Origin of the sequence: Pseudomonas sp. IT-232MI5, from assembly GCF_949767845.1 — a bacterium.
GTDB lineage: Bacteria > Pseudomonadota > Gammaproteobacteria > Pseudomonadales > Pseudomonadaceae > Aquipseudomonas.
In genome coordinates this window covers 130,113-156,099 of the sequence record NZ_CATKQE010000044.1, presented here as the reverse complement: position 1 = coordinate 156,099, position 25,987 = coordinate 130,113, and the positions used below count along the sequence as shown (strand labels likewise).

Annotated in this window: 24 protein-coding genes; 4 read left to right on the top strand and 20 right to left on the bottom strand. The window is 56.8% G+C overall.

The features are described 5' to 3' along the window. Positions 1–16 precede the first annotated feature (16 nt). The 3 genes from ACM6JQ_RS19220 to arsQ form a co-directional block, all read right to left on the bottom strand. Complete coding sequence (locus ACM6JQ_RS19220; RefSeq protein WP_095113142.1) at positions 17–892, bottom strand: methyltransferase type 11; 876 nt, start codon at positions 890–892, stop codon at positions 17–19. Between the two features lie 11 nt (positions 893–903). Beyond that, positions 904–2,178 carry an arsinothricin biosynthesis radical SAM protein ArsL gene (gene arsL / locus ACM6JQ_RS19215; protein WP_095113141.1) on the bottom strand — a complete coding sequence of 425 codons (1,275 nt, stop codon included), beginning with the start codon at positions 2,176–2,178 and terminating at the stop codon, positions 904–906. Positions 2,179–2,250: 72 nt separating this feature from the next. Then, the gene (arsQ, locus tag ACM6JQ_RS19210; RefSeq protein ID WP_095113140.1) at positions 2,251–3,456 is read right to left on the bottom strand and encodes an arsinothricin export permease ArsQ; all 1,206 of its coding nucleotides are present in this window, start codon (positions 3,454–3,456) and stop codon (positions 2,251–2,253) included. Positions 3,457–3,653: 197 nt separating this feature from the next. On the opposite strand from arsQ, the gene ACM6JQ_RS19205 reads away from it, so the two are divergent. After that, on the top strand, positions 3,654–4,151 hold the full coding sequence (locus tag ACM6JQ_RS19205) for a MarR family winged helix-turn-helix transcriptional regulator (protein WP_095113139.1): 498 nt from the start codon (positions 3,654–3,656) through the stop codon (positions 4,149–4,151). 32 nt (positions 4,152–4,183) lie between these two features. On the opposite strand, the gene glmS is transcribed toward ACM6JQ_RS19205, so the two are convergent. The 16 genes from glmS to mnmG all read right to left on the bottom strand — a co-directional run bounded on the left by glmS (position 4,184) and on the right by mnmG (position 19,944). Beyond that, on the bottom strand, positions 4,184–6,016 hold the full coding sequence (gene glmS, locus ACM6JQ_RS19200; RefSeq protein ID WP_414894503.1) for a glutamine--fructose-6-phosphate transaminase (isomerizing): 1,833 nt from the start codon (positions 6,014–6,016) through the stop codon (positions 4,184–4,186). Positions 6,017–6,018: 2 nt separating this feature from the next. Further along, positions 6,019–6,795: a DeoR/GlpR family DNA-binding transcription regulator gene (locus tag ACM6JQ_RS19195; RefSeq protein ID WP_007911964.1), complete on the bottom strand. Its 777-nt coding sequence runs from the start codon at positions 6,793–6,795 to the stop codon at positions 6,019–6,021. A gap of 158 nt (positions 6,796–6,953) precedes the next feature. Then, positions 6,954–8,321 (bottom strand): bifunctional UDP-N-acetylglucosamine diphosphorylase/glucosamine-1-phosphate N-acetyltransferase GlmU, encoded by a 1,368-nt coding sequence (gene glmU / locus ACM6JQ_RS19190; protein ID WP_095113138.1) that lies wholly within the window; start codon positions 8,319–8,321, stop codon positions 6,954–6,956. Positions 8,322–8,439: 118 nt separating this feature from the next. Continuing rightward, positions 8,440–8,865 carry a F0F1 ATP synthase subunit epsilon gene (locus ACM6JQ_RS19185; RefSeq protein WP_007911962.1) on the bottom strand — a complete coding sequence of 142 codons (426 nt, stop codon included), beginning with the start codon at positions 8,863–8,865 and terminating at the stop codon, positions 8,440–8,442. Between the two features lie 45 nt (positions 8,866–8,910). Then, on the bottom strand, positions 8,911–10,290 hold the full coding sequence (atpD, locus tag ACM6JQ_RS19180; RefSeq protein WP_007911961.1) for a F0F1 ATP synthase subunit beta: 1,380 nt from the start codon (positions 10,288–10,290) through the stop codon (positions 8,911–8,913). Between the two features lie 27 nt (positions 10,291–10,317). Further along, positions 10,318–11,178, bottom strand: coding sequence for a F0F1 ATP synthase subunit gamma (gene atpG, locus ACM6JQ_RS19175; RefSeq protein ID WP_007911960.1), 861 nt, complete (start codon positions 11,176–11,178; stop codon positions 10,318–10,320). Positions 11,179–11,228: 50 nt separating this feature from the next. Beyond that, entirely contained in the window at positions 11,229–12,773 is a 1,545-nt protein-coding gene (gene atpA / locus ACM6JQ_RS19170) for a F0F1 ATP synthase subunit alpha (protein WP_007911958.1), read from the bottom strand. Positions 12,774–12,794: 21 nt separating this feature from the next. Further along, positions 12,795–13,331 (bottom strand): F0F1 ATP synthase subunit delta, encoded by a 537-nt coding sequence (locus ACM6JQ_RS19165; RefSeq protein ID WP_007911956.1) that lies wholly within the window; start codon positions 13,329–13,331, stop codon positions 12,795–12,797. A gap of 12 nt (positions 13,332–13,343) precedes the next feature. Beyond that, entirely contained in the window at positions 13,344–13,814 is a 471-nt protein-coding gene (locus tag ACM6JQ_RS19160) for a F0F1 ATP synthase subunit B (protein ID WP_016772403.1), read from the bottom strand. A 59-nt stretch (positions 13,815–13,873) separates the two neighbouring features. Then, on the bottom strand, positions 13,874–14,131 hold the full coding sequence (atpE, locus tag ACM6JQ_RS19155) for a F0F1 ATP synthase subunit C (RefSeq protein WP_003097235.1): 258 nt from the start codon (positions 14,129–14,131) through the stop codon (positions 13,874–13,876). Between the two features lie 133 nt (positions 14,132–14,264). After that, a complete protein-coding gene (gene atpB, locus ACM6JQ_RS19150) occupies positions 14,265–15,134 on the bottom strand; it encodes a F0F1 ATP synthase subunit A (protein WP_007911917.1) in 870 nt (289 codons plus the stop codon). Between the two features lie 16 nt (positions 15,135–15,150). Beyond that, the gene (locus tag ACM6JQ_RS19145; protein WP_003229783.1) at positions 15,151–15,558 is read right to left on the bottom strand and encodes a F0F1 ATP synthase subunit I; all 408 of its coding nucleotides are present in this window, start codon (positions 15,556–15,558) and stop codon (positions 15,151–15,153) included. Between the two features lie 148 nt (positions 15,559–15,706). After that, entirely contained in the window at positions 15,707–16,579 is an 873-nt protein-coding gene (locus ACM6JQ_RS19140; RefSeq protein ID WP_007911911.1) for a ParB/RepB/Spo0J family partition protein, read from the bottom strand. Positions 16,580–16,588: 9 nt separating this feature from the next. Next, positions 16,589–17,386, bottom strand: a complete 798-nt coding sequence (locus ACM6JQ_RS19135) for a ParA family protein (protein WP_007911909.1) — start codon at positions 17,384–17,386, stop codon at positions 16,589–16,591. An 18-nt stretch (positions 17,387–17,404) separates the two neighbouring features. Further along, positions 17,405–18,049: a 16S rRNA (guanine(527)-N(7))-methyltransferase RsmG gene (gene rsmG, locus ACM6JQ_RS19130; protein ID WP_007911906.1), complete on the bottom strand. Its 645-nt coding sequence runs from the start codon at positions 18,047–18,049 to the stop codon at positions 17,405–17,407. Next, positions 18,046–19,944 carry a tRNA uridine-5-carboxymethylaminomethyl(34) synthesis enzyme MnmG gene (gene mnmG, locus ACM6JQ_RS19125; protein WP_007911904.1) on the bottom strand — a complete coding sequence of 633 codons (1,899 nt, stop codon included), beginning with the start codon at positions 19,942–19,944 and terminating at the stop codon, positions 18,046–18,048. Before mnmG ends, rsmG begins: the two co-directional genes overlap by 4 nt. 572 nt (positions 19,945–20,516) lie before the next feature. Between mnmG and ACM6JQ_RS19120 the strand changes: the two genes are divergently transcribed. From ACM6JQ_RS19120 to ACM6JQ_RS19110, 3 genes are all read left to right on the top strand, one after another. Beyond that, positions 20,517–21,023 (top strand): sigma-70 family RNA polymerase sigma factor, encoded by a 507-nt coding sequence (locus ACM6JQ_RS19120; protein WP_095113137.1) that lies wholly within the window; start codon positions 20,517–20,519, stop codon positions 21,021–21,023. Further along, on the top strand, positions 21,023–21,970 hold the full coding sequence (locus ACM6JQ_RS19115) for a FecR domain-containing protein (RefSeq protein ID WP_414894502.1): 948 nt from the start codon (positions 21,023–21,025) through the stop codon (positions 21,968–21,970). The genes ACM6JQ_RS19120 and ACM6JQ_RS19115 overlap by 1 nt, the downstream gene beginning before the upstream one ends. A 119-nt stretch (positions 21,971–22,089) precedes the next feature. Beyond that, positions 22,090–24,525 (top strand): TonB-dependent siderophore receptor, encoded by a 2,436-nt coding sequence (locus tag ACM6JQ_RS19110; protein ID WP_414894501.1) that lies wholly within the window; start codon positions 22,090–22,092, stop codon positions 24,523–24,525. 43 nt (positions 24,526–24,568) lie between these two features. Here the strand turns inward: ACM6JQ_RS19110 and mnmE are convergent, their stop codons facing one another. Then, the gene (mnmE, locus tag ACM6JQ_RS19105; RefSeq protein WP_007911892.1) at positions 24,569–25,939 is read right to left on the bottom strand and encodes a tRNA uridine-5-carboxymethylaminomethyl(34) synthesis GTPase MnmE; all 1,371 of its coding nucleotides are present in this window, start codon (positions 25,937–25,939) and stop codon (positions 24,569–24,571) included. Between the last annotated feature and the right edge of the window lie 48 nt (positions 25,940–25,987).

Here is a 25,987-nt window from a genome sequence, read left to right as displayed (position 1 = left end):
TACTCACATCTCCGGATTAGCAGCACGAAGTACCATCAGCGCAGCACGATTCCTCGGCAGAGCCTGCGATAGGTACAAGCCCTTTGGTGACCTTGGGATCTCGAACTGAAGGCGTGTTGCAGTCGAAGAAACCGCTCTTGTCCAAGGCTGGTTCGACATAGCAACGCACTGGGATGAATTGGCCTTGGTAAGGCGCGGACATCAGCAGATTGAAGGTCTTCTCACACACCGCTGTACGGATGCCGCGCTGGTAGGTATGGCCGTCGTCGTCGACGGTATGTTTCCAAGGGCCTTTGTAGATAACGGCATGTCCCTGGTCGAGGCACACGCCGGCCTTACCCTTGAACGCGCTCACGGTGAACAGGCGGAACTCAATGCCATCCTGAATGGAGACAGGCACTTCGGATGCGAGCTCGTAGGTGATTCCATGGAAACCCGCCTCGCAGAGTTGCTCAGCAACAGCGGGCTCCGTGAGCGCGTTATTGCACTCCAACCCCTCAACAGTGAAGGCCCGGAGCGATACGACTTCCTCGTCAGACAGAATCGCCGGGAATACCAAGCGACCATGACGTTGCAGTCGCTCATAGAGCGATTGCGCGATTCGGCCAAACTCGGGCTCAGCATTGAAGCCTTCCCAATAAATGTTCGCGAACAAGGTCGCGTCGGCATCGTGCACGTTCGGGCTGAACGCTTTGCCCTGACCCTGCCCTAACTGGGTGGCGAGCTCTTCATTTCGGTACGCAGAGCAAATGAAAAGCGTGTCCTTGCGATCCTTCAGCGTTCTGTTTAATGACTCGTTATGCGCACGCCAAGCAATATGGCCCGGCACCTGAAGACCATCAGTTTGGTTGGCCAGCCTGAGAGCTGCCTGCAACAAAGTAAGTGACGACATCTGTTATCTCCTTAGCATTTCAGGCAGCAACGTTTGAACACACCTTCTTCTGGCGGTGTGACCGAGTCCATGAAGAGCTTGTCCAGGCGGGAGTCCGAATGCTGCCAGTCGAAGTGAAACTCGTGCTCCTCCAACTGCAACTCCTTCACCGTGTCGTTGTTGAGCAGCGGTGAGCCTTTATAGAGATGCAGCCGAGTCTCAAACTGGATGGGGTCGACGATGTTCTCCAACTCGTTGCGAGCAATGAAATCGTGCAGCTCGGCCATGTCTTCAAGGCTCACCCAAGGGTTGAACGTGATGAAGGTCGGGTTAACCTTGACGCCGGCCTCCTTCAGAAACGCCAACGCCTCCTCGATCATGGGCACGTTCATTTCCTTGAAGACCTGATCGAGAACTTCCTGCTTGGGGAACTCCAACGCGGTGGTGATGAAAGCAAGCCCGAGCGGCCCCATTTCCTTGATGGCGTCTTTGTTCTCCAAAATATGATCCACGCGAGTGGTGAAGTCGTACGTGAGGTCGGGGAATTGCGAATGCAGAGTCCGGATGATTTTCAAACCGTGCTTCTTGGCATTGAAAAAATCGGCATCCGTGAAGGTGAGGTGAGTCATTCCCTGTGCGACGAGGTTCGCCACGTCGCGCTCAACGAGATCATCGGAGACCAAAAGCACCTTGCCGTCATAGGCCGCATACACCGAACAGTAGGAACACTTATGGTGACATCCGCGCGACCCTTCGACCCCACCCACAACTTTCTTTTCGCCGAGCAACTTCTCCAGCTGAGGTTGGGGATATTTGTGTAGAGGCGGTGCCAGGTCCCTGCGCGGCAGGCGGAACCCGTCACGTATCAACTGAGGCACAACAATCTCACTGGAAAGGCCGCGAGTCCGATCGATCACTCCGCGCAGATCTTGTCCCTGTTCGCCACTCAGGTGTTTAGCCAAGCTGACAATGGGTTTTTCCCACTCGCCGGCGATCGCATAGTCTCCGTATTTGGAGGCCAGGCTCTTTGCATTGATGGTCGCGTATTGACCGAAGAAGCAAATTTTCTGGGAGGGCTTCGCTTCTTTAAGCTGCTTGGCCAACTGCGTTCCGGCAGTCAGAGAGTCAAAAAGCGGTACGCAGATGAAGACCAAATCTGCGTCACTGAATCTCTCCAGGGCAAGTCCCTCGACGTAGATATCGATCAACTGCGCTTCGATATCTGCATCGAGTAGAGCTGTGGTTGCAGATATCGCGTTGAGCGGTTGATACCCCCCTTCGAATGTACTGGCGACCAAGTACTTCATTCTCTTTCTCCTTGAGCTCAGGCACGACGATTCGGTGACTGGAGTCACTGATGGTTTTGTAGGAATTCGAAGTTAAAGCGAGATCAGCAGAAGGACTGCCAAGCCTATCAATGCTTGTAGAACTGAGCCGGCGGTCACTAGGCGCATGTACCTGCCGGTGCTGTATTCGGGAAAGGCGTCGGTTTTGACCAACCAGTAATAGCTGTCGTTAGGGAGAATGGCGACGAAGGATCCCAGGCATACGGCGAACGTGACGCTCATCAAATCCACTCCGCTCGACGCCAAGATTGGCGAGAGAACAGGTGGGATGGCAGCAAAGGTCGCAAGCGAAGAACCATTCAGTGTTTTGAATACCGCTGCCAGCAGGAACACCCCAACCAAAATATGCGTGGTGCTGCCCGACGCGCTGAATGCCTGCTGAATCAGATCCTTGGGAAGCACCATACCGAGGGCTTGGCCCAACGCAGACGCACAACCTATGGTGAACAATAACGAGCTGGTTCTACGCATTGCTTTGGACAGCAGATCTTGAACCTCGCCAGGTTTGCAGCTAATCGCGATCAATAACGATGTGGCGATCAGCGCACCGGCGGGAGTCGTGAAGAACTCGATTACGGAATGCTGGTTCTTGGTGATGGTGTACCCGGCGATCAGGAGTGCAAAAAATACAGCCAGAGGCAGAATTACTTTGATAACCGAATCCTGAGAAGCGGTTGGATCAGTCGGATCACTGGTGGATGAAAAGTCCGAGCGGGTCGTCCAGTAAGTCCAGATCGTTCCGGTAATCCACGTGACGACGGTAAGCAGCAATCCTAGATACAGAAACTTTGGGTCATGAGTGTTGGCTCCCAGCCCAATCCCGATGATCAGCGGGCCAGCGGGCATCAGCAGCTTGAACCCTGAGTAGCATCCGATCGCGATGTACTTCCTGTGTTGCCCCGCAATGGGAGCAAGAGAGGCGTAGGCCGTATCGGGACAAACCATCCCAGCACCCAGCAGAGGTGAAAGAGAGATACCGAATTTTCCGAAAGACGCACTTCCTTGCGCCGAGATCCACCCGGCAATGAAAAACGCGCTCAGGATGACGATGGCGAAATAACCGAGGTTATTTCCGAAGCCTTTGCTCAGCGACTGGAATACGTCCCCGCTGCTACTGCCGGCAAGAAGTGGGATCAGAATCGCGCCCAGTAGCATCGCTACAGGTAGAGGAATGGAAACACTGCTCCATAGGTTTCGTAACCGGGAGCCTGTTTTCGTCCTAAGCGTTTCTACCAACATCCCTGTACCTCCAAGCGTTACCGCAGCCGCCTCTGAAAATCCCGCAAGCCATATCTCCAATTCACAATCGCAAAATACGTTGCGCACCGCAACTAATATCTTGGAACAATTTCGTCGGCCCTTATGCCCAAAAAAATGTGTCACTACGAATGCTAAGGTGGTATTAGCGTTTTCCCCGGAATTGCGAGCCGAGTGCTATGCCAAAGATTGATCAGATCGACCAGGATGCCGAACAGCTCTATGAAGCGCTGAGTCATTTGGTTCGCGTGTACCAGTTTCGTGACAGAGATCGCAGTTGCTGCGAGGGCTTATCCGTCACTCAATGCTACGCACTTGAGCATGTGATTAAGGCAGGGCCTGTTCGTGTTCAATCGTTGGCCAGCGAGCTATTTCTCGATAAGAGCAACGCTAGTCGGCTGGTCGATTCGCTTGCCAAACAAGGGCTGGTTCGCCGTGTGCCCGACGCAACTGACGGCCGCGCCCTAGCGATCACGGTGACGCCAGAAGGCACGGCCATCTATGAAAGTATTCGGTCGGATCTGGTGGGTGAAGCTCGCGACCTGGCCTGCGATTTGTCGAAAGAGGCACGTGATGGGGCGATCGAAATGCTACGTCGCTTCGCGAACGCCACGGAACAACGCTGCGGCCTGAAAGACTTGAACCGTGACGAGTATCTGCCAAGCAAATGCTGCTGACTTGGTAGGCAGCAGCTTCTCGCTCAAGTCGACTACTCCACCGTCACCGACTTCGCCAGGTTACGCGGCTGATCGACGTCGGTGCCCTTGAGCACCGCGACGTAATACGACAGCAACTGCAGCGGAACCGTGTAGAGGATCGGTGAGAGGATGTCGTGGATATGCGGCATCTGCACCACGTGGGTGCCTTCGCCGTTGGTCATCCCGGCTTTCTCGTCGGCGAACACGATCAATTCGCCGCCACGGGCGCGGACTTCCTGCAGGTTGGATTTGAGCTTTTCCAACAGTTCGTTGTTCGGCGCGACGGTAACCACTGGCATGTCGTTATCCACAAGTGCCAGCGGGCCGTGTTTCAGCTCACCGGCCGGGTAGGCTTCGGCGTGGATGTAAGAGATTTCCTTGAGTTTCAGGGCACCTTCCATCGCCACCGGGAATTGCGCACCGCGACCGAGGAACAGGGTGTGGTTTTTCTCGGCGAACAGTTCGGCGATCTTTTCCACAGTGCTGTCCATCGCCAAGGCTTCGCCGAGACGGGTTGGCAGGCGACGCAGTTCTTCGACCAGACGTGCTTCGACGCCGTCCGCCAGGGTGCCGCGCACTTGGCCCAGCGACAGGGTCAGCAGCAACAGACCGACCAGTTGCGTGGTGAAGGCTTTGGTCGAGGCGACGCCGATTTCGCGGCCAGCCTGGGTCAGCAGAGTGAGATCGGATTCGCGCACCAGCGAGCTGATGCCGACGTTGCAGATCGCCAGACTGGCCAAGAAGCCCAGCTCTTTGGCGTTGCGCAGAGCGGCGAGGGTGTCGGCGGTTTCACCGGATTGCGAGATGGTCACGAACAGGGTGTCCGGTTGTACCACCACTTTGCGGTAGCGGAATTCGCTGGCGACTTCGACCTGGCACGGGATCCCGGCCAGCTCTTCCAGCCAGTAACGCGCGACCATGCCGGCGTGATAACTGGTGCCGCAGGCGACGATTTGTACATTGCGGACTTTGGCGAACAGCTCGGCGGCTTGCGGGCCAAAGGCTTGAACCAATACCTGATCGTTGCTCAGGCGACCTTCGAGGGTGCGTTGAACAACCGCAGGCTGCTCGTGGATTTCCTTGAGCATGTAGTGGCGGTATTCACCTTTGTCGGCGGCTTCGGCACCGTCGCTGTACTGCACAGTCTGGCGCTCGACCGCATCGCCGTTGATGTCCCAGATCTGCACGTTATCGCGGCGAATTTCGGCGATATCGCCTTCTTCCAGGTACATGAAGCGGTCGGTGACCTGACGCAGCGCCAACTGGTCAGACGCGAGGAAGTTCTCGCCCAGACCCAGACCAATCACCAGCGGACTGCCACTGCGCGCAGCAACCAGACGATCCGGTTGTTTCGCATTGATCACGGCAAGACCGTAAGCGCCGTGCAGTTCTTTAACGGTGGCTTTGAGCGCAACGCTCAGATCAGGTTGATCCTTGAGCTTGTGGTTAAGCAGGTGGGCGATGACTTCTGTGTCAGTGTCGGAGGTGAACACATAACCCAGCGCTTTCAACTGTTCACGCAAGGCTTCGTGGTTTTCGATGATGCCGTTGTGCACCACCGCGATGTCGCCGGAGAAATGCGGGTGCGCGTTGCGTTCGCACGGTGCGCCGTGAGTCGCCCAACGGGTGTGGGCAATACCGAGGCGACCCACCAGTGGATGCTCGGCCAACGCGGCTTCGAGTTCGCTGACTTTGCCCGGGCGCCGCATGCGCTCGAGGGTTTCGTCGTTGGTGAAGACAGCGACACCGGCGCTGTCATAGCCACGGTATTCAAGGCGCTTGAGGCCTTCGAGCAGGATGGCGGTGATATTACGTTCAGCAACTGCGCCGACAATTCCACACATGCTTATTTCTCCTGACTGACAGCCGCGCAAATCACGGTGATACCGCGGGCCTGTATCTGATCGCGCGCTTCGATAGGCAGGCGATCATCGGTAATTAGGGTATGGACGCTGCTCCACGGCAGTTCCAGATTGGGAATCTTGCGACCGATCTTGTCGGCCTCGACCATGACGATGACTTCCCGCGCGACCTCGGCCATGACCCGGCTCAAACCGAGCAGCTCGTTGAAGGTGGTCGTGCCGCGCACCAGATCGATGCCGTCGGCACCAATGAACAACTGGTCGAAGTCGTAAGAGCGTAGTACCTGCTCGGCAACCTGGCCCTGGAAGGATTCCGAATGCGGATCCCAGGTACCGCCGGTCATCAACAGCACCGGTTCGTGTTCGAGTTCGCTCAAGGCGTTGGCGACGTGCAAGGAATTGGTCATCACCACCAGACCGGGCTGTTGGCCAAGCTCCGGAATCATTGCAGCGGTGGTGCTGCCGCTGTCGATGATGATTCGCGCGTGTTCACGGATACGTTTCACCGCCGCGCGGGCAATCGCCTGTTTGTATTTGGAAACGCTCTGCGCAGTCTCCGCGACCAGTTCCTGCGGCATGGTGATCGCCCCGCCGTAGCGGCGCAGTAACAAGCCGTGGCTTTCCAGCGCGGCCAGATCCTTGCGAATCGTAACTTCCGAGGTTTCGAAGCGCTTGGCCAGTTCATCCACACTGACTTCGCCCTGCTCGTTGAGCAAGGCGAGGATGTTGTGACGGCGTTGCGGCGTGTTGCGTTTCGACATGGGGACTTAAGTTTCGTTTCGAAAGATAACGGAAGTAATCAAAACCTATCGCCCTCAAATCGTCAACCCATCGCCCATAAAAAATCGCAACCACCGACAATTCCCGTAGGAGCTGCCGAAGGCTGCGATCTTTTGATCTTGAAGCCGCTGTGGATAACTCAGTCCTTCTTGATCTTCTCCGGCCGCTTCCAGCCGTCGATATTCCTCTGCCGCGCTCGGCCAACGGCCAACTGCGCGTTATCCACATTCTGCGTAATGGTCGACCCGGCCGCCGTGGTCGCCCCGGCAGAGATATCCACAGGCGCGACCAATGAATTATTGGAGCCAATGAACACATCAGCACCCAACACGGTTTTCCACTTGTTGGCACCGTCGTAGTTGCAAGTAATGGTGCCCGCGCCGATGTTGGTACGCGCTCCGATCTCGGCATCGCCCAGATAAGTCAGATGTCCCGCCTTGGCGCCTTCGCCCATGTGGGCATTTTTCAGCTCAACGAAGTTACCCACATGCGCGCGTGCTTCAAGCACGGTGCCTGGACGCAGACGCGCGAACGGGCCGGCATCGCTGCCCTCGCCCATAACAGCGCCTTCGATATGACTGTTGGCCTTGATCACCACGCCTTTGCGCAGGGTGCTGTCCTTGATCACGCAATTCGGGCCGATGACCACGTCGTCTTCGATTACAACGTTGCCTTCGAGGATCACGTTGATATCGATCAGCACATCGCGGCCCACGCTGACTTCGCCTCGCACGTCGAAACGCGCCGGGTCACGCAGGGTCACGCCTTGCGCCATCAAGCGACGGCCAGCACGCAACTGGTAATGACGCTCCAGCTCGGACAACTGCTTGCGATCGTTGGCGCCCTGCACTTCCATCGGGTCGTGCGGTTGCTCGGTGGCGACAACCAGACCGTCACTGACTGCCATCTCGATCACGTCGGTCAGGTAGTACTCGCCCTGCGCGTTGTTGTTCGACAGACGGCTCATCCAGTCGGCCAGACGATTGGCCGGAACAGCGAGGATACCGGTGTTGCCTTCAGTGATCGCGCGTTGCGCTTCGCTGGCATCTTTATGCTCAACGATCGCGGCCACCTTGCCGTCAGCATCGCGCACGATGCGGCCATAACCGGTTGGGTCTTCCAGTTCGACAGTGAGCAAACCCATCTGCCCGGGCACGACGTGTTTGAGCAGACGTTGTAGGGTTTCGACTTCGATCAGCGGTACGTCACCGTAAAGAATGAGCACAGTGTCGGCAGTAATGAACGGCACCGCTTGCGCAGTGGCGTGACCGGTACCGAGTTGTTTGTCTTGCAGGACGAAATTCAGATCATCAGCGGCCAGGCGTTCACGCACCACATCGGCGCCATGGCCGATCACGACATGAATGCGTTGTGGCTCAAGTTGCCGGGCGCTGTGGATAACATGACCCAGCATGGAATTGCCGGCAATCGGATGCAGCACCTTCGGCAGGGCTGAACGCATACGGGTGCCTTGACCGGCCGCGAGGATAACGATTTCAAGAGACATGACTGGCTACCAATCCTGGGTGGTCAGCAACTGCGACCGGTTTTTAGGAATTCGGAAAAGAAAAAAGGGTAGCCGAGGCTACCCTTTTTTATCAATCGCACAACAAGTGGCTGACGGATTAACCGCCAAACTTCTTGCGGATCTGCTGGACGGTGCGCAGCTGAGCTGCAGCCTCGGCCAGACGTGCTGACGCAGCGCTGTAGTCGAAATCAGCGCCTTTTTCATGCAGAGCATGCTCAGCAGCCTTGAGAGCGGCTTGAGCCTGAGCTTCATCCAGGTCGGCGGCACGTTGCACAGTGTCGGCAAGCACTTTGACCATGTTCGGCTGAACCTCGAGGAAACCACCAGAGATGTAGAACACCTCGGGTTCCCCGCCTTGCTTGATCAGGCGGATCGGACCTGGCTTCAGATTAGTGATCAGCGGCGCGTGACCCAGAGCGATACCAAGATCACCCAGTGCACCGTGCGCAATCACCATCTCGACCAGGCCGGAAAAGATTTCTCCTTCCGCGCTGACGATATCGCAATGGACTGTCATAGCCATCTGATTGCCTCAACCTAAATTAGCGCCCGTTGCCGGGCGCCGGGATTACAGTTTCTTGGCTTTCTCGATCGCTTCTTCGATGCCGCCAACCATGTAGAACGCTTGTTCTGGCAGGTGGTCGTAGTCACCGTTGAGGATGCCTTTGAAGCCAGCAATGGTGTCTTTCAGGGAAACGTATTTACCCGAAGCACCGGTGAAGACTTCAGCCACGAAGAACGGCTGCGACAAGAAGCGCTGGATCTTACGAGCACGGTTTACCAACTGCTTGTCGGCTTCCGACAGCTCGTCCATACCCAGGATCGCGATGATGTCCTTCAGCTCTTTGTAACGTTGCAGAACGTACTGAACGCCGCGAGCGGTGTCGTAGTGGTCCTGGCCGATTACGTTCGGGTCCAGCTGGCGCGAAGTCGAATCCAGTGGATCTACCGCTGGGTAGATACCCAGGGAAGCGATGTCACGGGACAGAACGACGGTGGCGTCCAAGTGGGCGAAGGTGGTCGCTGGCGACGGGTCGGTCAAGTCATCCGCAGGTACGTATACCGCTTGGATCGAAGTGATCGAACCTTCCTTGGTCGAAGTGATACGTTCTTGCAGAACGCCCATCTCTTCAGCCAGGGTCGGCTGGTAACCTACTGCCGAAGGCATACGGCCCAGCAGTGCGGATACTTCAGTACCGGCCAGGGTGTAACGATAGATGTTGTCGACGAACAGCAGAACGTCGTTACCTTCGTCACGGAACTTCTCGGCCATGGTCAGGCCGGTCAGTGCTACGCGCAGACGGTTACCCGGCGGCTCGTTCATCTGACCGTAAACCAGTGCCACTTTGTCCAGAACGTTGGAGTCCTTCATCTCGTGGTAGAAGTCGTTACCCTCACGAGTACGCTCACCCACACCGGCGAACACGGAATAACCGCTGTGCTCGATGGCGATGTTACGGATCAGTTCCATCATGTTTACGGTTTTGCCTACACCGGCACCACCGAACAGACCGACTTTACCGCCTTTGGCAAACGGGCAAACCAGGTCGATAACCTTGATGCCGGTTTCCAGCAGGTCGTTGCCGCCTGCCTGTTCAGCGAACGAAGGCGCTGGACGGTGAATGCCCCAACGCTCTTCGGTGTCGATCGGGCCAGCTTCGTCGATCGGGTTACCGAGGACGTCCATGATCCGGCCCAGGGTCGCTTTACCGACCGGTACGGAGATGGCTGCGCCAGAATCGGTAACTTCCAGACCGCGCTTCAAGCCCTCGGTGGAACCCATCGCAATGGTGCGAACCACGCCGTCGCCCAGCTGTTGCTGAACTTCCAGAGTGGTTTCAGCCGCGCTCACTACTTTCAGCGCGTTGTAGATGCTCGGTACGCTGTCGCGTGGAAATTCCACGTCGATAACGGCGCCGATGATTTGAACGATACGTCCGCTACTCATAGCTGGATCCTCTGAATATTTGAACCGTTAAACCGCGGCAGCGCCGCCGACGATTTCCGAGATCTCTTGGGTGATCGCAGCCTGACGCGCCTTGTTGTAGATCAGCTGCAAATCGCTGATCAAATCACCGGCGTTGTCGGTAGCGTTCTTCATCGCGATCATCCGCGCAGCTTGTTCAGCCGCGTTGTTCTCGACCACCGCCTGGTAGACCTGCGACTCAACGTAGCGGACCATCAAGCCGTCAAGCAGCTCTTTGGCATCCGGTTCGTAGAGATAGTCCCAGTGGTGCTTGAGATCCTGATCCGGGGTGGCCACCAGTGGAATCAACTGCTCCACGGTAGGCTGTTGCGTCATGGTGTTGATGAACTTGTTGGACACCACGGACAGGCGGTCAATACGGCCGTCCAGGTAGGCATCCAGCATCACCTTGACGCTGCCGATCAGATCATTGATCGACGGCTCTTCACCCAGGTGGCTGATAGCTGCAACGACGTTACCGCCGAAGTTGCGGAAAAAGGCCGCACCTTTGCTACCAACGACACACAGATCAATCTCGACGCCGTTTTCGCGGTTTACCGCCATGTCCTTGACCAGGGCCTTGAACAGGTTGGTGTTCAAGCCGCCGCACAAACCACGGTCACTGCTCACAACGACATAACCCACACGCTTGATTTCGCGGTCGATCATGAACGGGTGGCGGTATTCCGGGTTGGCGTTGGCCAGATGCCCAATTACCTGGCGGATACGCTCCGCATAAGGACGGCTAGCAGCCATGCGCATTTGTGCCTTGCGCATTTTGCTGACCGCCACTTTTTCCATGGCGCTGGTAATCTTTTGCGTGCTTTTGATGCTCGCAATCTTACTGCGAATCTCTTTTGCGCCTGCCATGTAACACCTATCAGGTTAGCAAGCGGGAGCCTCGCGGCTCCCGCTGCGGCTTACCAGGTTTGGGTGGCCTTGAACTTCTCGATACCGGCTTTCATGCCAGCGTCGATTTCGTCATTGAAGTCACCTTTAACGTTGATCTTGGCCATCAAATCGGCGTGATCGCGGTTGAAGAAAGCAATCAGCGCTTGTTCGAAGCTGCCGATCTTGGCGATTTCAATGTCAGTCAGGAACCCACGCTCAGCGGCATACAGCGACAGCGCCATGTCAGCGATCGACATTGGTGCGTATTGCTTCTGCTTCATCAGCTCGGTAACGCGCTGACCATGCTCAAGTTGCTTACGGGTCGCTTCGTCCAGGTCAGAAGCGAACTGGGCGAATGCCGCCAGTTCACGGTACTGAGCCAGAGCGGTACGGATACCACCGGAGAGCTTCTTGATGATCTTGGTCTGAGCGGCACCACCCACACGGGATACCGAAACACCGGCGTTCACTGCAGGGCGGATGCCCGAGTTGAACATGGCCGATTCCAGGAAGATCTGACCGTCGGTGATGGAAATCACGTTGGTCGGAACGAACGCGGAAACGTCGCCAGCCTGGGTTTCGATGATCGGCAGTGCGGTCAGGGAACCGGTTTTGCCGGTCACTGCGCCGTTGGTGAACTTCTCTACGTACTCTTCCGAAACGCGGGATGCGCGCTCCAGCAGACGGGAGTGGAGATAGAACACGTCGCCTGGGTAAGCTTCACGGCCTGGTGGACGGCGCAGCAGCAGGGAAATCTGGCGGTAAGCCACTGCTTGCTTGGACAGATCGTCATAAACGATCAGCGCGTCTTCACCGCGGTCGCGGAAGAATTCACCCATGGTGCAACCGGAGTACGGTGCCAGGAATTGCAGCGCAGGAGATTCCGAAGCACTGGCAGCCACGATGATCGTGTTGGCCAGGGCGCCGTTTTCTTCCAGCTTGCGAACCACGTTGGCGATGGTCGATTGTTTCTGACCGATGGCTACGTAGACGCAGAAAATGCCGCTGTCTTTCTGGTTGATGATCGCGTCGATCGCCAGAGCGGTTTTACCGATCTGACGGTCACCGATGATCAGCTCACGCTGGCCACGGCCGACAGGGATCATGGCATCGACAGCCTTGTAGCCAGTCTGTACAGGCTGGTCTACCGACTTACGCCAGATCACGCCCGGAGCAACTTTCTCGACCGCGTCGGTCAAGGTGTTGCCCAGTGGACCTTTGCCGTCAACAGGGTTACCCAGTGCGTCGACTACGCGACCCAGCAGTTCCTTACCAACCGGAACTTCGAGGATGCGGCCGGTGCACTTGGCGCTCATGCCTTCAGCCAGAGACTGGTAAGCGCCCAATACAACGGCACCTACGGAGTCTTGCTCCAGGTTGAGAGCCATACCGTAGACGCCGCCCGGAAACTCGATCATCTCGCCGTACATAACATCGGCCAGACCGTGAATCCGCACGATGCCGTCAGATACGCTGACGACAGTGCCTTCGTTACGGGCTTGGGAGGTCACATCGAGCTTGTCGATGCGGCCCTTGATAATTTCACTTATTTCGGAAGGATTGAGTTGCTGCATTGCTCTGCTGCCCCTTCAAACTCAAGATTTCAATGCTTCGGCAAGTTTCGCGATTTTGCCGCGAATCGAGCCATCGATAACCAGGTCGCCGGCGCGGATAACGACACCACCTATAAGGGCAGCATCCTCCGCAACTTGCAGGCGCACTTCCCGGTTGAGTCGTGCACTGAGAACCTTGGCGAGTTTGTCTTGCTGTTCTTGGTTCAATGCAAAAGCACTGGTCACTTCAACGTCTACCGACTTCTCTTGTTCGGCCTTGTACAGGTCGAAAAGAGCGGCAATCTCCGGCAGAAGCGGGAGACGGTCGTTTTCGGCAACGACATTGATGAAGTTCTGTGCCTTGGCATCAAACTTGTCGCCGCACACGTCAATAAACGTGGCGGCCTTTTCTGCGCTCGTCAGTCGCGGGGCCTTGAGCACGCGCTGCATGGTGTCATCTTGTGACACCGCTGCAGCCAGGCCGAGCATGGCTGACCAATTGGCCAGTTGCTGGTGGGCCTGAGCGTGCTCGAAGGCCGCCTTAGCGTAAGGTCGGGCCAACGTGGTCAGTTCTGCCATGATCGCCCTCGCTTAGATTTCAGCAGCCAGTTGGTTAACCAGCTCTGCGTGCGCGTTTTGATCGATTGTGGCACCCAGGATCTTCTCGGCGCCGCCGACAGCCAGCAAGCCCACTTGGGCACGCAGCTTGTCTTTGACACTGTTCAGTTCCTGTTCGATCTCGGCTTGAGCCTGAACCTTCACACGGTCAGCATCGATACGGGCCTTTTCAACGGCCTCTTCGACAATCTGGTTACCGCGTTTCTTGGCTTGCTCGATGATTTCAGCTGCCTGAGCTTTCGCTTCGCGCAGTTGCTGACCCGCTTTTTCTTGGGCCAACTCCAGGTCGCGAGCTGCACGGCTGGCAGCGTCCAGACCATCAGCGATCTTCTTTTGACGTTCGTGCAGAGCAGCGATGACCGGAGGCCATACATACTTCATGCAGAACAGTACAAAAATCAGGAACGCAACGGACTGGCCAATCAGGGTCGCATTAATGTTCACGCCAACACCTCGCAGTTACGTTGTCCATCACATCAAATTACTCGGAAGAATCCGGGTAATTAGCCAGCGATCTGACCAACGAACGGGTTCGCAAAGGTGAAGAACAGAGCGATACCAACACCGATCATGGTTACGGCGTCGAGCAGACCGGCAACGATGAACATTTTAACTTGCAGCATTGGAACCATTTCTGGCTGACGCGCTGCGCCTTCCAGGAACTTGCCGCCCAGCAGGCCGAAACCAATTGCGGTACCCAGTGCGCCCAGGCCGATCAACAGTGCAACAGCGATAGCGGTTAGACCAACTACAGTTTCCATCTTTCCTCCCGACTTTTACGTCGTATGGTTTAGGTTTTTTAGATTAAAGCGGTAAAACAAATCGTTTCAGGTGCCCTGTGAAGAGCCCCTTCCCGTTTGACCGGGAAGGACATCAGACTAGTCGAGACTGGTCTTAATGGTTTTCTTCGTGCGCCATCGACAGGTAGACGATGGTCAGCATCATGAAGATGAACGCCTGCAGCGTGATGATCAGGATGTGGAACACAGCCCACGCCCACTGCAGAACAACGCCCAGGCCGCTCAGCCAGAGCAGACCGCTGCCGAACATCACAGCGATCAGAATGAACACCAGCTCGCCGGCATACATGTTGCCGAACAGACGCAGAGCCAGAGAGATCGGTTTGGCGATCAGGGTCACGAATTCCAGCAGGAAGTTCACCGGGATCAGCAGGGCTTGAACGAAGATGTTCTTGCTGCCGAACGGGTGCAGGGTCAGTTCGCCGATGAAGCCGCCGAAGCCCTTGACCTTGATGCTATAGAAAATGATCAGTGCGAAAACCGAGAACGCCATGCCCAGGGTCGCGTTCGGGTCGGTAGTCGACACGGCGCGGAACGGGATGTGGTGGTCGCCGGAGATCAGGATGGCCAGCTGAGGAATCCAGTCGACCGGTACCAGGTCGACGGCGTTCATCAGGAACACCCAGACGAAGATGGTCAGTGCCAGCGGTGCAATCACCGGGCTACGGCCATGGAAGCTGTCTTTCACGCTGCCATCGACGAATTCGACCAATACTTCAACGAAGTTCTGCAAAGCACCCGGCTGACCCGAAGTCGCTTTCTTTGCCGCCATGCGGAAAAGAAGTACGAAGATCAGACCCAACGCGACCGACCAGCCGAGAGTATCGACGTGGAAAGCCCAGAAGCCCATTTCTTTGGCTTCTGCTGCGGTATGGGCAAAGCCCCAGCCGCCGTTAGGTAGCTGACCGAAGGTCAGGTTCTGCAAGTGGTGCTGGATATAGCCCGAAGCGGTTGTTTCTGCCATGGTTGCCTCAAACGCCCTAAGGTCTCGAAAGTCTTGTTCTCATCAGCAGGGGAGCGAACCAGCTGACGGACTGAGTCAGCACGAACGCGCCGAATACAGCTATCGGCGCCAGTGGCTTCACACCTGCAAACACCAGTGCAAAGAGCACTGCCGTCAAAATCAGTTTGCCTGCCTCGCCGGCATAAAATGACCGGACGATGGACTGGGCTGCTCGGGCGCCGGAAAACCGAAATGCCTTGTGAGCGAAATAAACATTGGGCAGCAAGGCTATCAGGCCTCCGCAAAGTCCCGAGTATCCGGCAACGACTCCATGCCATTGCCAGAGCGCCAAAGCGGCAATGAGCAAAATGACAAATTGAGCCATTAACACCGGAAAAACCGCCAGGCGATGGAACGGCAGGCGGTTTGGCTTGCGGGTTTCCATCACGTTTGCTCTCCAATGGTCGGCTGCCAGAATTCAATAACTTGGCATAATTTGTGCCGACAAAATGCGCGCAGAGTATAGGGGCGGTTCTGCCCCTATTCAACTGTCAGGTAGTGATTTCCGACTGCGCGCTACATGAGGAAATGTTTCAGCGGATGTGTGCGAGCACACCTTGAAGCTCATCGAGGGAGTTGTAACCGATCACCAACTGACCCTTTCCCTTCTTGCCGTGGCGAATCTGCACCGCAGAGCCTAGGCGCTCGGCCAGACGCTGTTCGAGACGAGCGATATCCGGGTCGGGTTTGGTCGCCTCCACAGGCTCCGGTTTGCCACTCAACCACTGACGAACCAGTGCCTCAGTTTGGCGCACAGTGAGACCGCGTGCGACAACATGTCGCGCCCCTTCCACCTGCTGATTTTCCGGCAGACCGAGCAATGCACGGGCGTGACCCATTTCCAGGTCGCCGTGGGACAGCATGGTCTTGATGACTTCCGGCAGCGCAATAAGCCGCAACAGGTTAGCCACAGTGACGCGGGACTTACCCACAGCCTCAGCAACTTGTTGCTGAGTGAGCTGGAATTCCTGCTGCAAACGCTGCAGAGCCACCGCTTCTTCGATCGGATTGAGGTCTTCGCGCTGGATGTTCTCGATCAGCGCGATGGCGATTGCGGTTTCATCCGGCACATCGCGGACCATCGCCGGGATGGTTTCCTGGCCGGCTTGCTGACTCGCGCGCCAGCGACGTTCACCGGCGATGATCTCGAAGCGGCCACCGCCAATCGGGCGCACCACGATCGGCTGCATTACGCCTTGCGCCTTGATCGACGCTGCCAGTTCTTCCAGCGCCTGCGGATCCATGTCACGGCGCGGCTGGTATTTACCGCGCTGCAGCAGATCCAGCGGCAGATGTTGCAACTCACGGGTGTCAGCCTGCGCGGCTTGTTCTTCCAGCGCGCTGACGGTCGGACCACTCAGCAGTGCATCCAGTCCACGTCCGAGACCTCGTTTCTTGACGGCCATGGGGATTCCTTAAGTTGCCTGAGCGGCGGCGATGCGTGAATTTTTGCGCTGACGGCGAACCATCTCGCCGGCCAGGGCCAGATAAGCCAGGGCGCCACGCGATTGTTTGTCGTAGGCCAGCGCCGGCATGCCGTAGCTCGGCGCTTCGGCCAGACGGATGTTGCGCGGGATCACCGTGTCGTAGAGCTGCTCGCCGAAGTGTTCCTTGAGCTGCGCCGAAACGTCATTCATCAGGCTCAGGCGCGGGTCATACATGGTCCGCAGCAGGCCTTCGACTTTCAGGTTCGGATTGAGCAGTTCGGCGATGCGCTTGATGTTATCCACAAGGTCGCTCAGCCCTTCGAGCGCAAAGTACTCGCACTGCATGGGGATAATGACCCCATCGGCGGCGACCAATGCGTTCAGCGTAAGCATCGACAGCGACGGCGGGCAGTCGATCAAAATGTAATCGTAGTTTTCGCGGATCGGCGCCAGCGCGCTGCGCAGACGGCTTTCCTTCATCTGCATTTCCAGCAGCACCACTTCGGCCGCCGTCAAATCGCGGTTGGCCGGCAGCAGTTGATAACCGCCGTGCTCGGAATAGTGCATGGCCTGGGCCAGATCGCATTCGCCGATCAGCAGGTCGTAGACCGAGTTTTCCAGGCCGTGTTTATCCACACCGCTACCCATGGTGGCGTTGCCCTGTGGATCGAGATCGATCAACAGCACCCGGCGCTTGGTCGCGACCAGGGATGCTGCGAGGTTGATGCAGGTGGTGGTCTTGCCCACACCACCCTTCTGGTTCGCTATCGCGAATACCTTAGCCATTCTTGCTTGTGTTCCCAATCATGCCGTGCGGCGCAGTATCAGCAGATGGCGTTGGCCTTGGCAACCGGGTACGGCCAGGGCGTGTTCGCTATCGAGTTTGAAGTCTGCCGGCAATGCTACCAGCTCATCGGCCGGATGAACGCCCTTCATTGCCAGCCAGCGTGTATCGGCATCGCCGAGGTGGCGAGTCCAGTTGGTGAAGTTTTCCATGCTGCTGAACGCCCGGGAAATGATCCCGTTGAACGGCTGCGCAGGCTGGAACGCTTCGACACGACTGTGGATAACTTGCAGGTTATCCAGTTTGAGTTCGAGTTTGACCTGAGTCAGGAAGCGGGTTTTCTTGCCGTTGCTGTCCAGACAGGTCACTTGCGAGTCTGGATACAAAATCGCCAACGGGATTCCCGGCATGCCGCCGCCGCTGCCAACGTCGAGCCAGCGACCGTTTTCAATGAACGACATCACGCTGAGACTATCGAGCAAGTGCCGCGAAACCATTTCGTCCGGATCGCGCACGGCGGTCAGGTTGTAGGCCTGGTTCCATTTGATCAACAGGGCCAGATAACCCAGCAGCAATTCGTGCTGGGTTTCAGTGAGATTGACACCGAGCTCGCGGGCTCCTGTGGATAACTCTTCGGCGTGTTGCGAAGTGACCTTAGAACTCAAGCGCTTTGCTCCAACTGACGGCCCGCGCCGCGTTTTTTCAAATGAATCATCAACAGCGAAATCGCTGCCGGGGTCACACCCGGGATCCGCGAAGCCTGGCCCAGCGTCTCTGGTCGAGTCGCGCCGAGCTTGCTCTGGATCTCCTTGGAGAGACCGGAAATGTTGGTGTAATCGATATCCACAGGCAATTTCGTGTCTTCACTGGCGCGCAGACGGGCGATTTCGTCCTGTTGACGATCAATGTAACCGGCGTATTTGGTCTTGATTTCAACCTGCTCGGCGACCTGTGGATCTTCCGCGCCGTTGCCGGTCACTTCGACCAGACCAGCGTAGTCGATTTCCGGACGACTCAAGAGGTTGAGCAAGTTGTATTCGTGAGTCAGCGGCGTGCCGAATTTCTCGGCAATCGCATCGCCCTGCTGCGTGTTCGGGCGAACCCAAGTGCTTTTCAGGCGCTGTTCTTCCAGCTCGATGCTTTCGCGTTTCTTGCAGAAGGCCGCCCAACGGGCGTCATCGACCAGACCGAGTTCGCGACCTTTTTCGGTCAGACGCAGGTCGGCGTTGTCTTCGCGCAGAATCAGGCGGTACTCGGCACGGGAAGTGAACATGCGGTACGGCTCTTGAGTGCCAAGGGTGATCAGGTCGTCGACCAAAACGCCGATGTACGCCTCATCGCGACGCGGGCACCAGGCTTCTTTGCCCTTGGCGCGCAGTGCGGCGTTGGCGCCAGCGAGCAAACCTTGGGCGCCGGCTTCTTCGTAACCGGTGGTGCCGTTGATTTGCCCGGCGAAGAACAGACCGCCAATGACTTTGGTTTCCAGGCTGTACTTCAGGTCGCGCGGATCGAAGTAGTCGTACTCGATGGCATAGCCCGGACGCACGATGTGTGCGTTTTCCATGCCGCGGATCGATTGCACGATCTGCAATTGCACGTCGAACGGCAAGCTTGTGGATATCCCGTTCGGGTACAGCTCATGGGTGGTCAAACCTTCCGGTTCGATAAACACCTGATGGCTTTCCTTGTCGGCAAAGCGGTGGATCTTGTCTTCGATCGACGGGCAATAACGCGGACCGATGCCTTCGATTTCACCGGCAGCCGAATACATCGGCGAACGATCGAGGTTCGCGGCAATGATTTCGTGGGTGCGGGCGTTGGTGTGCGTAATCCAGCAGCTCACTTGGCGTGGATGCTGTTCTTTGTTGCCCATGAACGACATCACCGGGATCGGCGTATCGCCGGGCTGCTCGGTCATTACCGAGAAATCCACAGACTTGCCGTCGATACGCGGCGGTGTACCGGTTTTCAGGCGACCGACCCGCAGTGGCATTTCACGCAGACGGTGAGCCAGCGCGATCGACGGTGGATCACCGGCTCGACCGCCGGAAAAATTCTGCAAACCGATGTGGATAAGTCCGCCGAGGAAGGTACCGGTGGTCAACACCACGGAATCGGCGAAGAAGCGCAGACCCATTTGCGTGACAACACCGCGGACTTGTTCCTGTTCGACGATCAGATCGTCAGCAGCTTGTTGAAATATCCACAGGTTCGGCTGGTTTTCCAGGATTTCACGGACAGCGGCTTTGTACAGAATCCGGTCAGCTTGCGCACGGGTCGCCCGTACGGCTGGGCCTTTGCGGCTGTTCAACACGCGAAACTGGATGCCGCCCAAATCGGTGGCCATGGCCATCGCGCCGCCGAGGGCATCGATTTCCTTGACCAGATGGCTTTTGCCAATGCCACCAATGGCCGGGTTGCAACTCATGGCTCCGAGGGTTTCCACGTTATGCGTCAGCAACAGGGTTTTTGCCCCCATACGTGCTGAGGCCAGTGCTGCCTCGGTACCGGCATGACCGCCGCCGATGACGATCACTTCAAAACGGGAAGGGAAATCCACCACGCACCTCGTGCCTGCTTAAGTAGGTAATTCAGGAATAGTTTGAGATCAGGTTTCTGGACCTGGTCGACAAGTATAGGGACTTCGCCCTTCCTAAAGAACCCTTTGCACAAAATTTAACCAGCTGTGGAGAACTCGAGGTTAAAAGAATAAAAAAGAGAGAAATTTATAAAACCTTTGTTTTTATGTTTATTTTTACTGAGGCACGTTTCTGTGGATAGATCGCTACAGGCCTTTATATTCAATATGTACAGAGATTCAAAACCCTGTGACCATGTGCCAATGAGGACCTTGGATAACCGGTTTAAGCCTGTGGATGAAAGGGGTATTTATCCACAGGGGCGGTTATGTCCAGTTTTCAGGCCCTGTTATCAACTGCCCTTAGTGGCAGTTATTCACAGGGCTTAATCCACAGAAAAACGATACAACGGCTTTTTCACAGCGCAAAAAAAAACGCCAGCGAGGGTTCGCTGGCGACAAAGAAGCCGATGGAGGGAAGTGCGAGGGCTATTGTGAGAGAACGTAACAGGGGCTAATAATAGGCATTATCATTAACTCATCAGTTTTTCCCCATGTCCCTACCCGCCCACACTGCTGCGATCGAGCAAATCTACGAGCAACACCATTCGTGGCTATATGGCTGGCTCAAGGGCAAATTGCATGACGCCTGCGATGCGGCCGATGTAGCGCATGACACGTTTGTGCGGATTCTCGCGGCGCGCAACGCCGCGCATATTCGTGAACCACGGGACTATCTGGCGACTGTTGCACGCGGGCTGGTGATCGATCGTTATCGCAGGAAGGCTATCGAAGCTGCGTATTTGCAGACCGTGGCAGCTCGACCGCAAGCCACCGCCATCAGCGAGGAAGACAAGGCGCTGATCATCGAAACTCTGGTCGCTGTGGATAAAGCCTTGGCGGGGCTCGGCCCCAGAAGCCAACAGATTTTCATGCTGTCGCAGATCGATGGCCGGACTTATCAACAGATCGCCCTGCAGCTAAAGGTTTCGCTGACCACGGTGAAGAAACACATGATCCGTGCCCTGACGGAATGTGCCCTGATCATGGCGCAACATTGATGGCCATCGCTCCCGATCGCCAGGTTTTCGAAGCCGCCGCCACTTGGTATGTGCAGTTTCAGGCGGACCCGCCGACGCTCGCCGAACAGAAGGCCTGGCAGCTGTGGATAGACAGTGATCCAGCGCACCTGGCGGCATGGAACCAGATGGAACAACTGCAGCGCCACCTCGGTACGTTGCCGCCTGATTTGAAACGTCGCGCCCTGAATACCGGACAGCAACGACGCCAGGTGCTCAAGTTGTTGCTACTCGCTGCGGGGACGGGGTTCGTTGGCTGGAATGTCCAGCAACACACATCGCAGGGGAATGTCTGGGCCGACTATAAAACTGGCGTTGGCCAGCGTCGCAACCTGACATTGGCTGATGGCAGTCAGATTCAGCTCAACACCGACACTGCCATTGACGTGTCTTTTGATCCGACGCAGCGGCTGATTCGCCTGCGCTCCGGCGAGATCCTGATTCAAACCGGCAAACTTGGCGATCAACGGCCCTTTTTCGTCGACACCCGTGATGGCCGGATTCAAGCGCTGGGCACCCGGTTTTCCGTACATCAGTTATCGGAGTCTACCCGTGTCGGTGTGCTGGAAGACCGGATCAGCGTTCAGCCTGCTGATCTATCAACAGCCGCAATTATTCTGAACGCAGGCGAAGGGGCCGACTTTGATCGTCGACACATCGGGCTCACTCATCCCTTCAAATCCACGGAAGTGGCGTGGACCAATGGCCAGTTGATTGTGCTCAATGCACGCTTGGGCGACGTGATTGAAGAATTGGGCCGCTATCGCCGCGGTGTTTTGCACTGCGATAACCGCGCGCGGGATCTGCGGGTATCCGGCACATTCCGGCTCGACTCCACCGATGCAGTGCTGGCCAATCTTCAGGCTTCGCTGCCAATCGACGTGCGCTATTTCACCCGTTACTGGGTCTCGATCAGCCACAGCGCTTGATCGAAATGTCACTTGGGGAAAATAAATCGACAACAGGGTTATCTTTTTTTGCCCTGACCCGGCCCTACAGGTAATCGCGATAAACGCGGCTCTTTGCCACCTTCAGGGCTAATCCACACATGCGTCTTTCCACGTTTCGTCAGCGTTTTTCCTACCACTGCATTGCTTACAGCCTACTGATGACCAGCGCTGCGTCCTGCCTGGTGATTAGCCATAACGCGATCGCTGCAACGGTCGCCCAGCGTTATGCCATTGCCGCCGGCCCGCTGGACAATGCCTTGAGCCAGTTCGCCTCCGCTGCGAATGTAATCCTGTCGTTCTCGCCGCAACAGACCAGCCGTTTGCGCAGTGCCGGTTTGAACGGCGATTTCACCGTCGACCAGGGTTTCGCCCAACTGCTGCAAGGCTCGGGGTTGCAAGCCGTACCACAGGCGCCGGGCAGTTACATTTTGCAGGCACTGCCCAACGGCGACGCACTGGAATTGGCCCCGACCAACATTAACGGTCAGTTGGCCAATCCGATGAATCTGGATTACGCCGCCGACGTCGGATACAAGGCGCAGAACAGCCGGATCGGTACGAAAACCAGTACGCCATTGTCGGAAACACCGCGTTCCGTGTCCGTCGTCACTGCCCAGCGCATGAAAGATCAGAAATCTCAGACACTCACTGAAGTACTCGGCTACGTTCCGGGAATCTTCGCGCCACCCTTTGCCGCCGGCGACAGTCTGGCTGGAGACCTGTTCTACATTCGCGGTTTCAACGCTACCGATTATGGCTACGGTCTTTTGCGCGATGGACTACGCGTACAGGGCAATCGTTATGACACCAGCACCGAGCCTTACGGACTTGAGCGGGTCGAGATTTTCCGCGGCCCGTCTTCTCTGTTGTATGGGGAAAACGCACCGGGCGGTCTGGTCAATCTTGTTAGCAAACGTCCGACCGCTGCACCGCAGGGCGAAGTGCAATTGGGTTATGGCTCGAACAATCGCCGGCAGATCGGCGTCGATGTCTCCGGTCCACTCAATGACAGCGGCAACGTTCTCGGGCGGGTGGTGATGCTTGGGCGCAAGTCGGACACCCAGACCGATCATGTCCCGGACGACCGGATCTACATCGCGCCATCCCTGACCCTGAATTTCGATGATTTCAACACGCTGACTCTGCTGGCCAACTACCAGAAGGATCACACCAACATGGAACTTGGCCTACCGGCGGCCGGTACTTTGCTGACAAATCCCAACGGCAAGTTATCCAAAGGCACCCTGCTCGGCGACCCGGACTGGAACACTTTCGAACGGGAAACCTGGAGCACCGGTTACGAGTTCAGCCACTCGTTCAACGACGATTGGCAGTTCCGTCAGAACTCGCGCTACATGCAGTCGCGCATTACCCGTCACGAAACCTGGCCGGGCAACCTCAACAACGCCGGGTTTGGCACACGCCTGAACATGACTGCGTACGATCGCTTCAACAAGTCGATGGTGTACTCGCTGGATAACCAGCTGGAAGGCAAGTTCCAGGTCGGCGGTCTGGAGAACACCGTGTTGTTCGGCGCCAGCTACGACCGTACCTCGTTCAATCAGGACTGGAACGCTGGCATCGTCGGGCCGATCGATGTGTATAACCCGGTGTACCTACGTGACCCGACGACACCGATTGCTGTGCAAAACACCTTGCTCGAGCAACAGATGAAAGGTGTTTATGCACAGATCCAAAGCAAGTACGACCATTGGTTGTTTCTGCTCGGTGGCCGTCAGGACTGGGTCGACAGTGATTTCCGCGACAAGGTCGCCCAGTCGAGCGACATCAGTTCCGAGGACAAGAAGTTCACCTATCAGGGCGGCGTGATGTACCAGTTCGACAACGGCATGACGCCGTATGTCAGCTATTCCACCTCGTTCGTACCGGTGCAGCAGATTTCCAATGCCGGCGCACCGCTCGACCCGATCACCAGCAGCCAATACGAAGTGGGTCTGAAATACGAACCGATCGGCTGGGATACTGCGTTTACCGCTTCGGTGTACGACCTGCGCAAAAAGGACGACACCTACTTCGACTCGACGACAGCGACCTACCGCCAGGTCGGCGAAAGCCGTTCCAAAGGTGTGGAACTGGAACTGAACAGCAATCTGACCCAGAACCTCAATGTGACAGCGGCCTACACCTACACCGATGCGCGGATTACCAAAGATGCCGCGACGTCATTGGTCAAAGGCCAGCAAATGACCGGAGTGCCACGTAATCAGGCTTCGGTCTGGACGAAATACCGATTCCTCGATGGCGACTTGAAAGGCCTGTACGTCGGCGGTGGTGTGCGTTATTTCGACAGTGCCTTCGCCTACACCTCGCCTTCTCTGTACGGCAAGCTCGATGCCGGCGATGTCACGTTGGTGGATGCGGCGATCGGCTATCAGATCGATACGCACTGGAGCGTCGACCTGAACGCGAAAAACCTGTTCGACAAGGAATATGTGTCGGGATGCAACGATGCTGGTCGTTGTTATTGGGGCGAAGATCGCACCTTGCTGGGTACGGTGTCTTACAACTGGTAAAGCAAAAAAGGGGCTGTGGATAAATATTCCACAGCCCCTTTTGTTATTTGCCGATGCAGAAGCTGGAAAAGATCCTTCCCAGCAGATCATCGGAGCTGAACGCCCCGGTGATTTCACCTAGAGAATGCTGGGCCTGACGCAAATCTTCGGCGAGCAATTCGCCGGCGCCGGCCAATGTCAGTTGCGCGCGGCCGTGTTCCAACGCGGCGCTGGCGTGACGTAATGCCTCCAAATGGCGGCGACGTGCACTGAAGCTGCTTTCCGAAGTTTGCTCGTAACCCATGCAGGCTTTGAGATGGTCACGCAGCAAGTCCAGTCCTTCACCGGCCGACTTGGCACTCAGACTGATCGTCACATGCCCGTCTTCACTGGTTTCGAGGGCAATTGCTTCGCCCGTCAGATCCGCTTTGTTGCGGATCAGGGTAACTTTCGCCGGATCCGGACGGGTCTCGAGGAATTCCGGCCACAATGCAAACGGGTCCAGTGCTTCCGGAGCGGTCGCATCGACCACCAGCAACACCCGATCGGCTTCACCAATAGCCTTCAATGCCCGTTCAACACCGATCTTTTCCACATGATCATCGGTATCACGCAGCCCTGCAGTATCGACAACATGCAACGGCATGCCGTCGATGTGGATATGTTCGCGCAGGATATCCCGCGTGGTGCCGGCAATCTCCGTCACGATGGCAGCTTCGCGACCGGCCAAAGCATTCAACAGGCTGGACTTGCCGGCATTCGGACGACCGGCGATCACCACGGTCATGCCATCGCGCAACAAAGCGCCCTGCCCGGCTTCACGCAGTACTGTGGATAACTCGTTGCGCACTTTGTCGAGCATGTTCAACACATGGCCATCGGCGAGGAAGTCGATTTCCTCTTCCGGAAAGTCGATGGCGGCTTCGACGTAGATACGCAAACCGATCAACTGCTCGGTCAAGTTATGCACACGTTGGGAAAATGCACCCTGCAATGAGCGCAGGGCATTACGCGCAGCCTGTGCCGAACTGGCCTCGATCAAATCGGCAATCGCCTCGGCCTGGGCCAGGTCGAGTTTGTCATTGAGGAAAGCACGTTCACTGAATTCACCCGGACGGGCCAAACGGCAACCCAACTCCAGGCAACGCTTGAGCAACATATCCAGAACGATCGGGCCGCCGTGGCCTTGCAGTTCCAGCACGTCTTCGCCGGTGAAAGAGTTCGGTCCCGGGAAATACAGGGCCAGGCCCTCGTCCAGGACTTGCTGGTCGTCACTGAAAAACGGCCCGTAATGGGCGTAACGCGGTTTCAGCTCACGGCCGCTGATGGCTTTGGCTGCAACACTGGCCAGCGGCCCGGAAATACGGACGATGCCCACACCGCCGCGACCCTGAGCGGTGGCGACGGCGGCGATGGTTTCACGAGGTGTGCTCATAAACCGGAATCCAGACAAAAGTGGCAGATAGCAAAACGCCCCACTAGG

Bases quoted from the DNA above. Each gene is read 5' to 3' on its own strand.
- ACM6JQ_RS19220 (WP_095113142.1), bottom strand. From the start codon at position 892: ATGTCGTCACTTACTTTGTTGCAGGCAGCTCTCAGGCTGGCCAACCAA.
- arsL (WP_095113141.1), bottom strand. From the start codon at position 2,178: ATGAAGTACTTGGTCGCCAGTACATTCGAAGGGGGGTATCAACCGCTC.
- arsQ (WP_095113140.1), bottom strand. From the start codon at position 3,456: ATGTTGGTAGAAACGCTTAGGACGAAAACAGGCTCCCGGTTACGAAAC.
- ACM6JQ_RS19205 (WP_095113139.1), top strand. From the start codon at position 3,654: ATGCCAAAGATTGATCAGATCGACCAGGATGCCGAACAGCTCTATGAA.
- glmS (WP_414894503.1), bottom strand. From the start codon at position 6,016: ATGTGTGGAATTGTCGGCGCAGTTGCTGAACGTAATATCACCGCCATC.
- ACM6JQ_RS19195 (WP_007911964.1), bottom strand. From the start codon at position 6,795: ATGTCGAAACGCAACACGCCGCAACGCCGTCACAACATCCTCGCCTTG.
- glmU (WP_095113138.1), bottom strand. From the start codon at position 8,321: ATGTCTCTTGAAATCGTTATCCTCGCGGCCGGTCAAGGCACCCGTATG.
- ACM6JQ_RS19185 (WP_007911962.1), bottom strand. From the start codon at position 8,865: ATGGCTATGACAGTCCATTGCGATATCGTCAGCGCGGAAGGAGAAATC.
- atpD (WP_007911961.1), bottom strand. From the start codon at position 10,290: ATGAGTAGCGGACGTATCGTTCAAATCATCGGCGCCGTTATCGACGTG.
- atpG (WP_007911960.1), bottom strand. From the start codon at position 11,178: ATGGCAGGCGCAAAAGAGATTCGCAGTAAGATTGCGAGCATCAAAAGC.
- atpA (WP_007911958.1), bottom strand. From the start codon at position 12,773: ATGCAGCAACTCAATCCTTCCGAAATAAGTGAAATTATCAAGGGCCGC.
- ACM6JQ_RS19165 (WP_007911956.1), bottom strand. From the start codon at position 13,331: ATGGCAGAACTGACCACGTTGGCCCGACCTTACGCTAAGGCGGCCTTC.
- atpE (WP_003097235.1), bottom strand. From the start codon at position 14,131: ATGGAAACTGTAGTTGGTCTAACCGCTATCGCTGTTGCACTGTTGATC.
- atpB (WP_007911917.1), bottom strand. From the start codon at position 15,134: ATGGCAGAAACAACCGCTTCGGGCTATATCCAGCACCACTTGCAGAAC.
- ACM6JQ_RS19145 (WP_003229783.1), bottom strand. From the start codon at position 15,558: ATGGAAACCCGCAAGCCAAACCGCCTGCCGTTCCATCGCCTGGCGGTT.
- ACM6JQ_RS19140 (WP_007911911.1), bottom strand. From the start codon at position 16,579: ATGGCCGTCAAGAAACGAGGTCTCGGACGTGGACTGGATGCACTGCTG.
- ACM6JQ_RS19135 (WP_007911909.1), bottom strand. From the start codon at position 17,386: ATGGCTAAGGTATTCGCGATAGCGAACCAGAAGGGTGGTGTGGGCAAG.
- ACM6JQ_RS19120 (WP_095113137.1), top strand. From the start codon at position 20,517: ATGTCCCTACCCGCCCACACTGCTGCGATCGAGCAAATCTACGAGCAA.
- ACM6JQ_RS19115 (WP_414894502.1), top strand. From the start codon at position 21,023: ATGGCCATCGCTCCCGATCGCCAGGTTTTCGAAGCCGCCGCCACTTGG.
- ACM6JQ_RS19110 (WP_414894501.1), top strand. From the start codon at position 22,090: ATGCGTCTTTCCACGTTTCGTCAGCGTTTTTCCTACCACTGCATTGCT.
- mnmE (WP_007911892.1), bottom strand. From the start codon at position 25,939: ATGAGCACACCTCGTGAAACCATCGCCGCCGTCGCCACCGCTCAGGGT.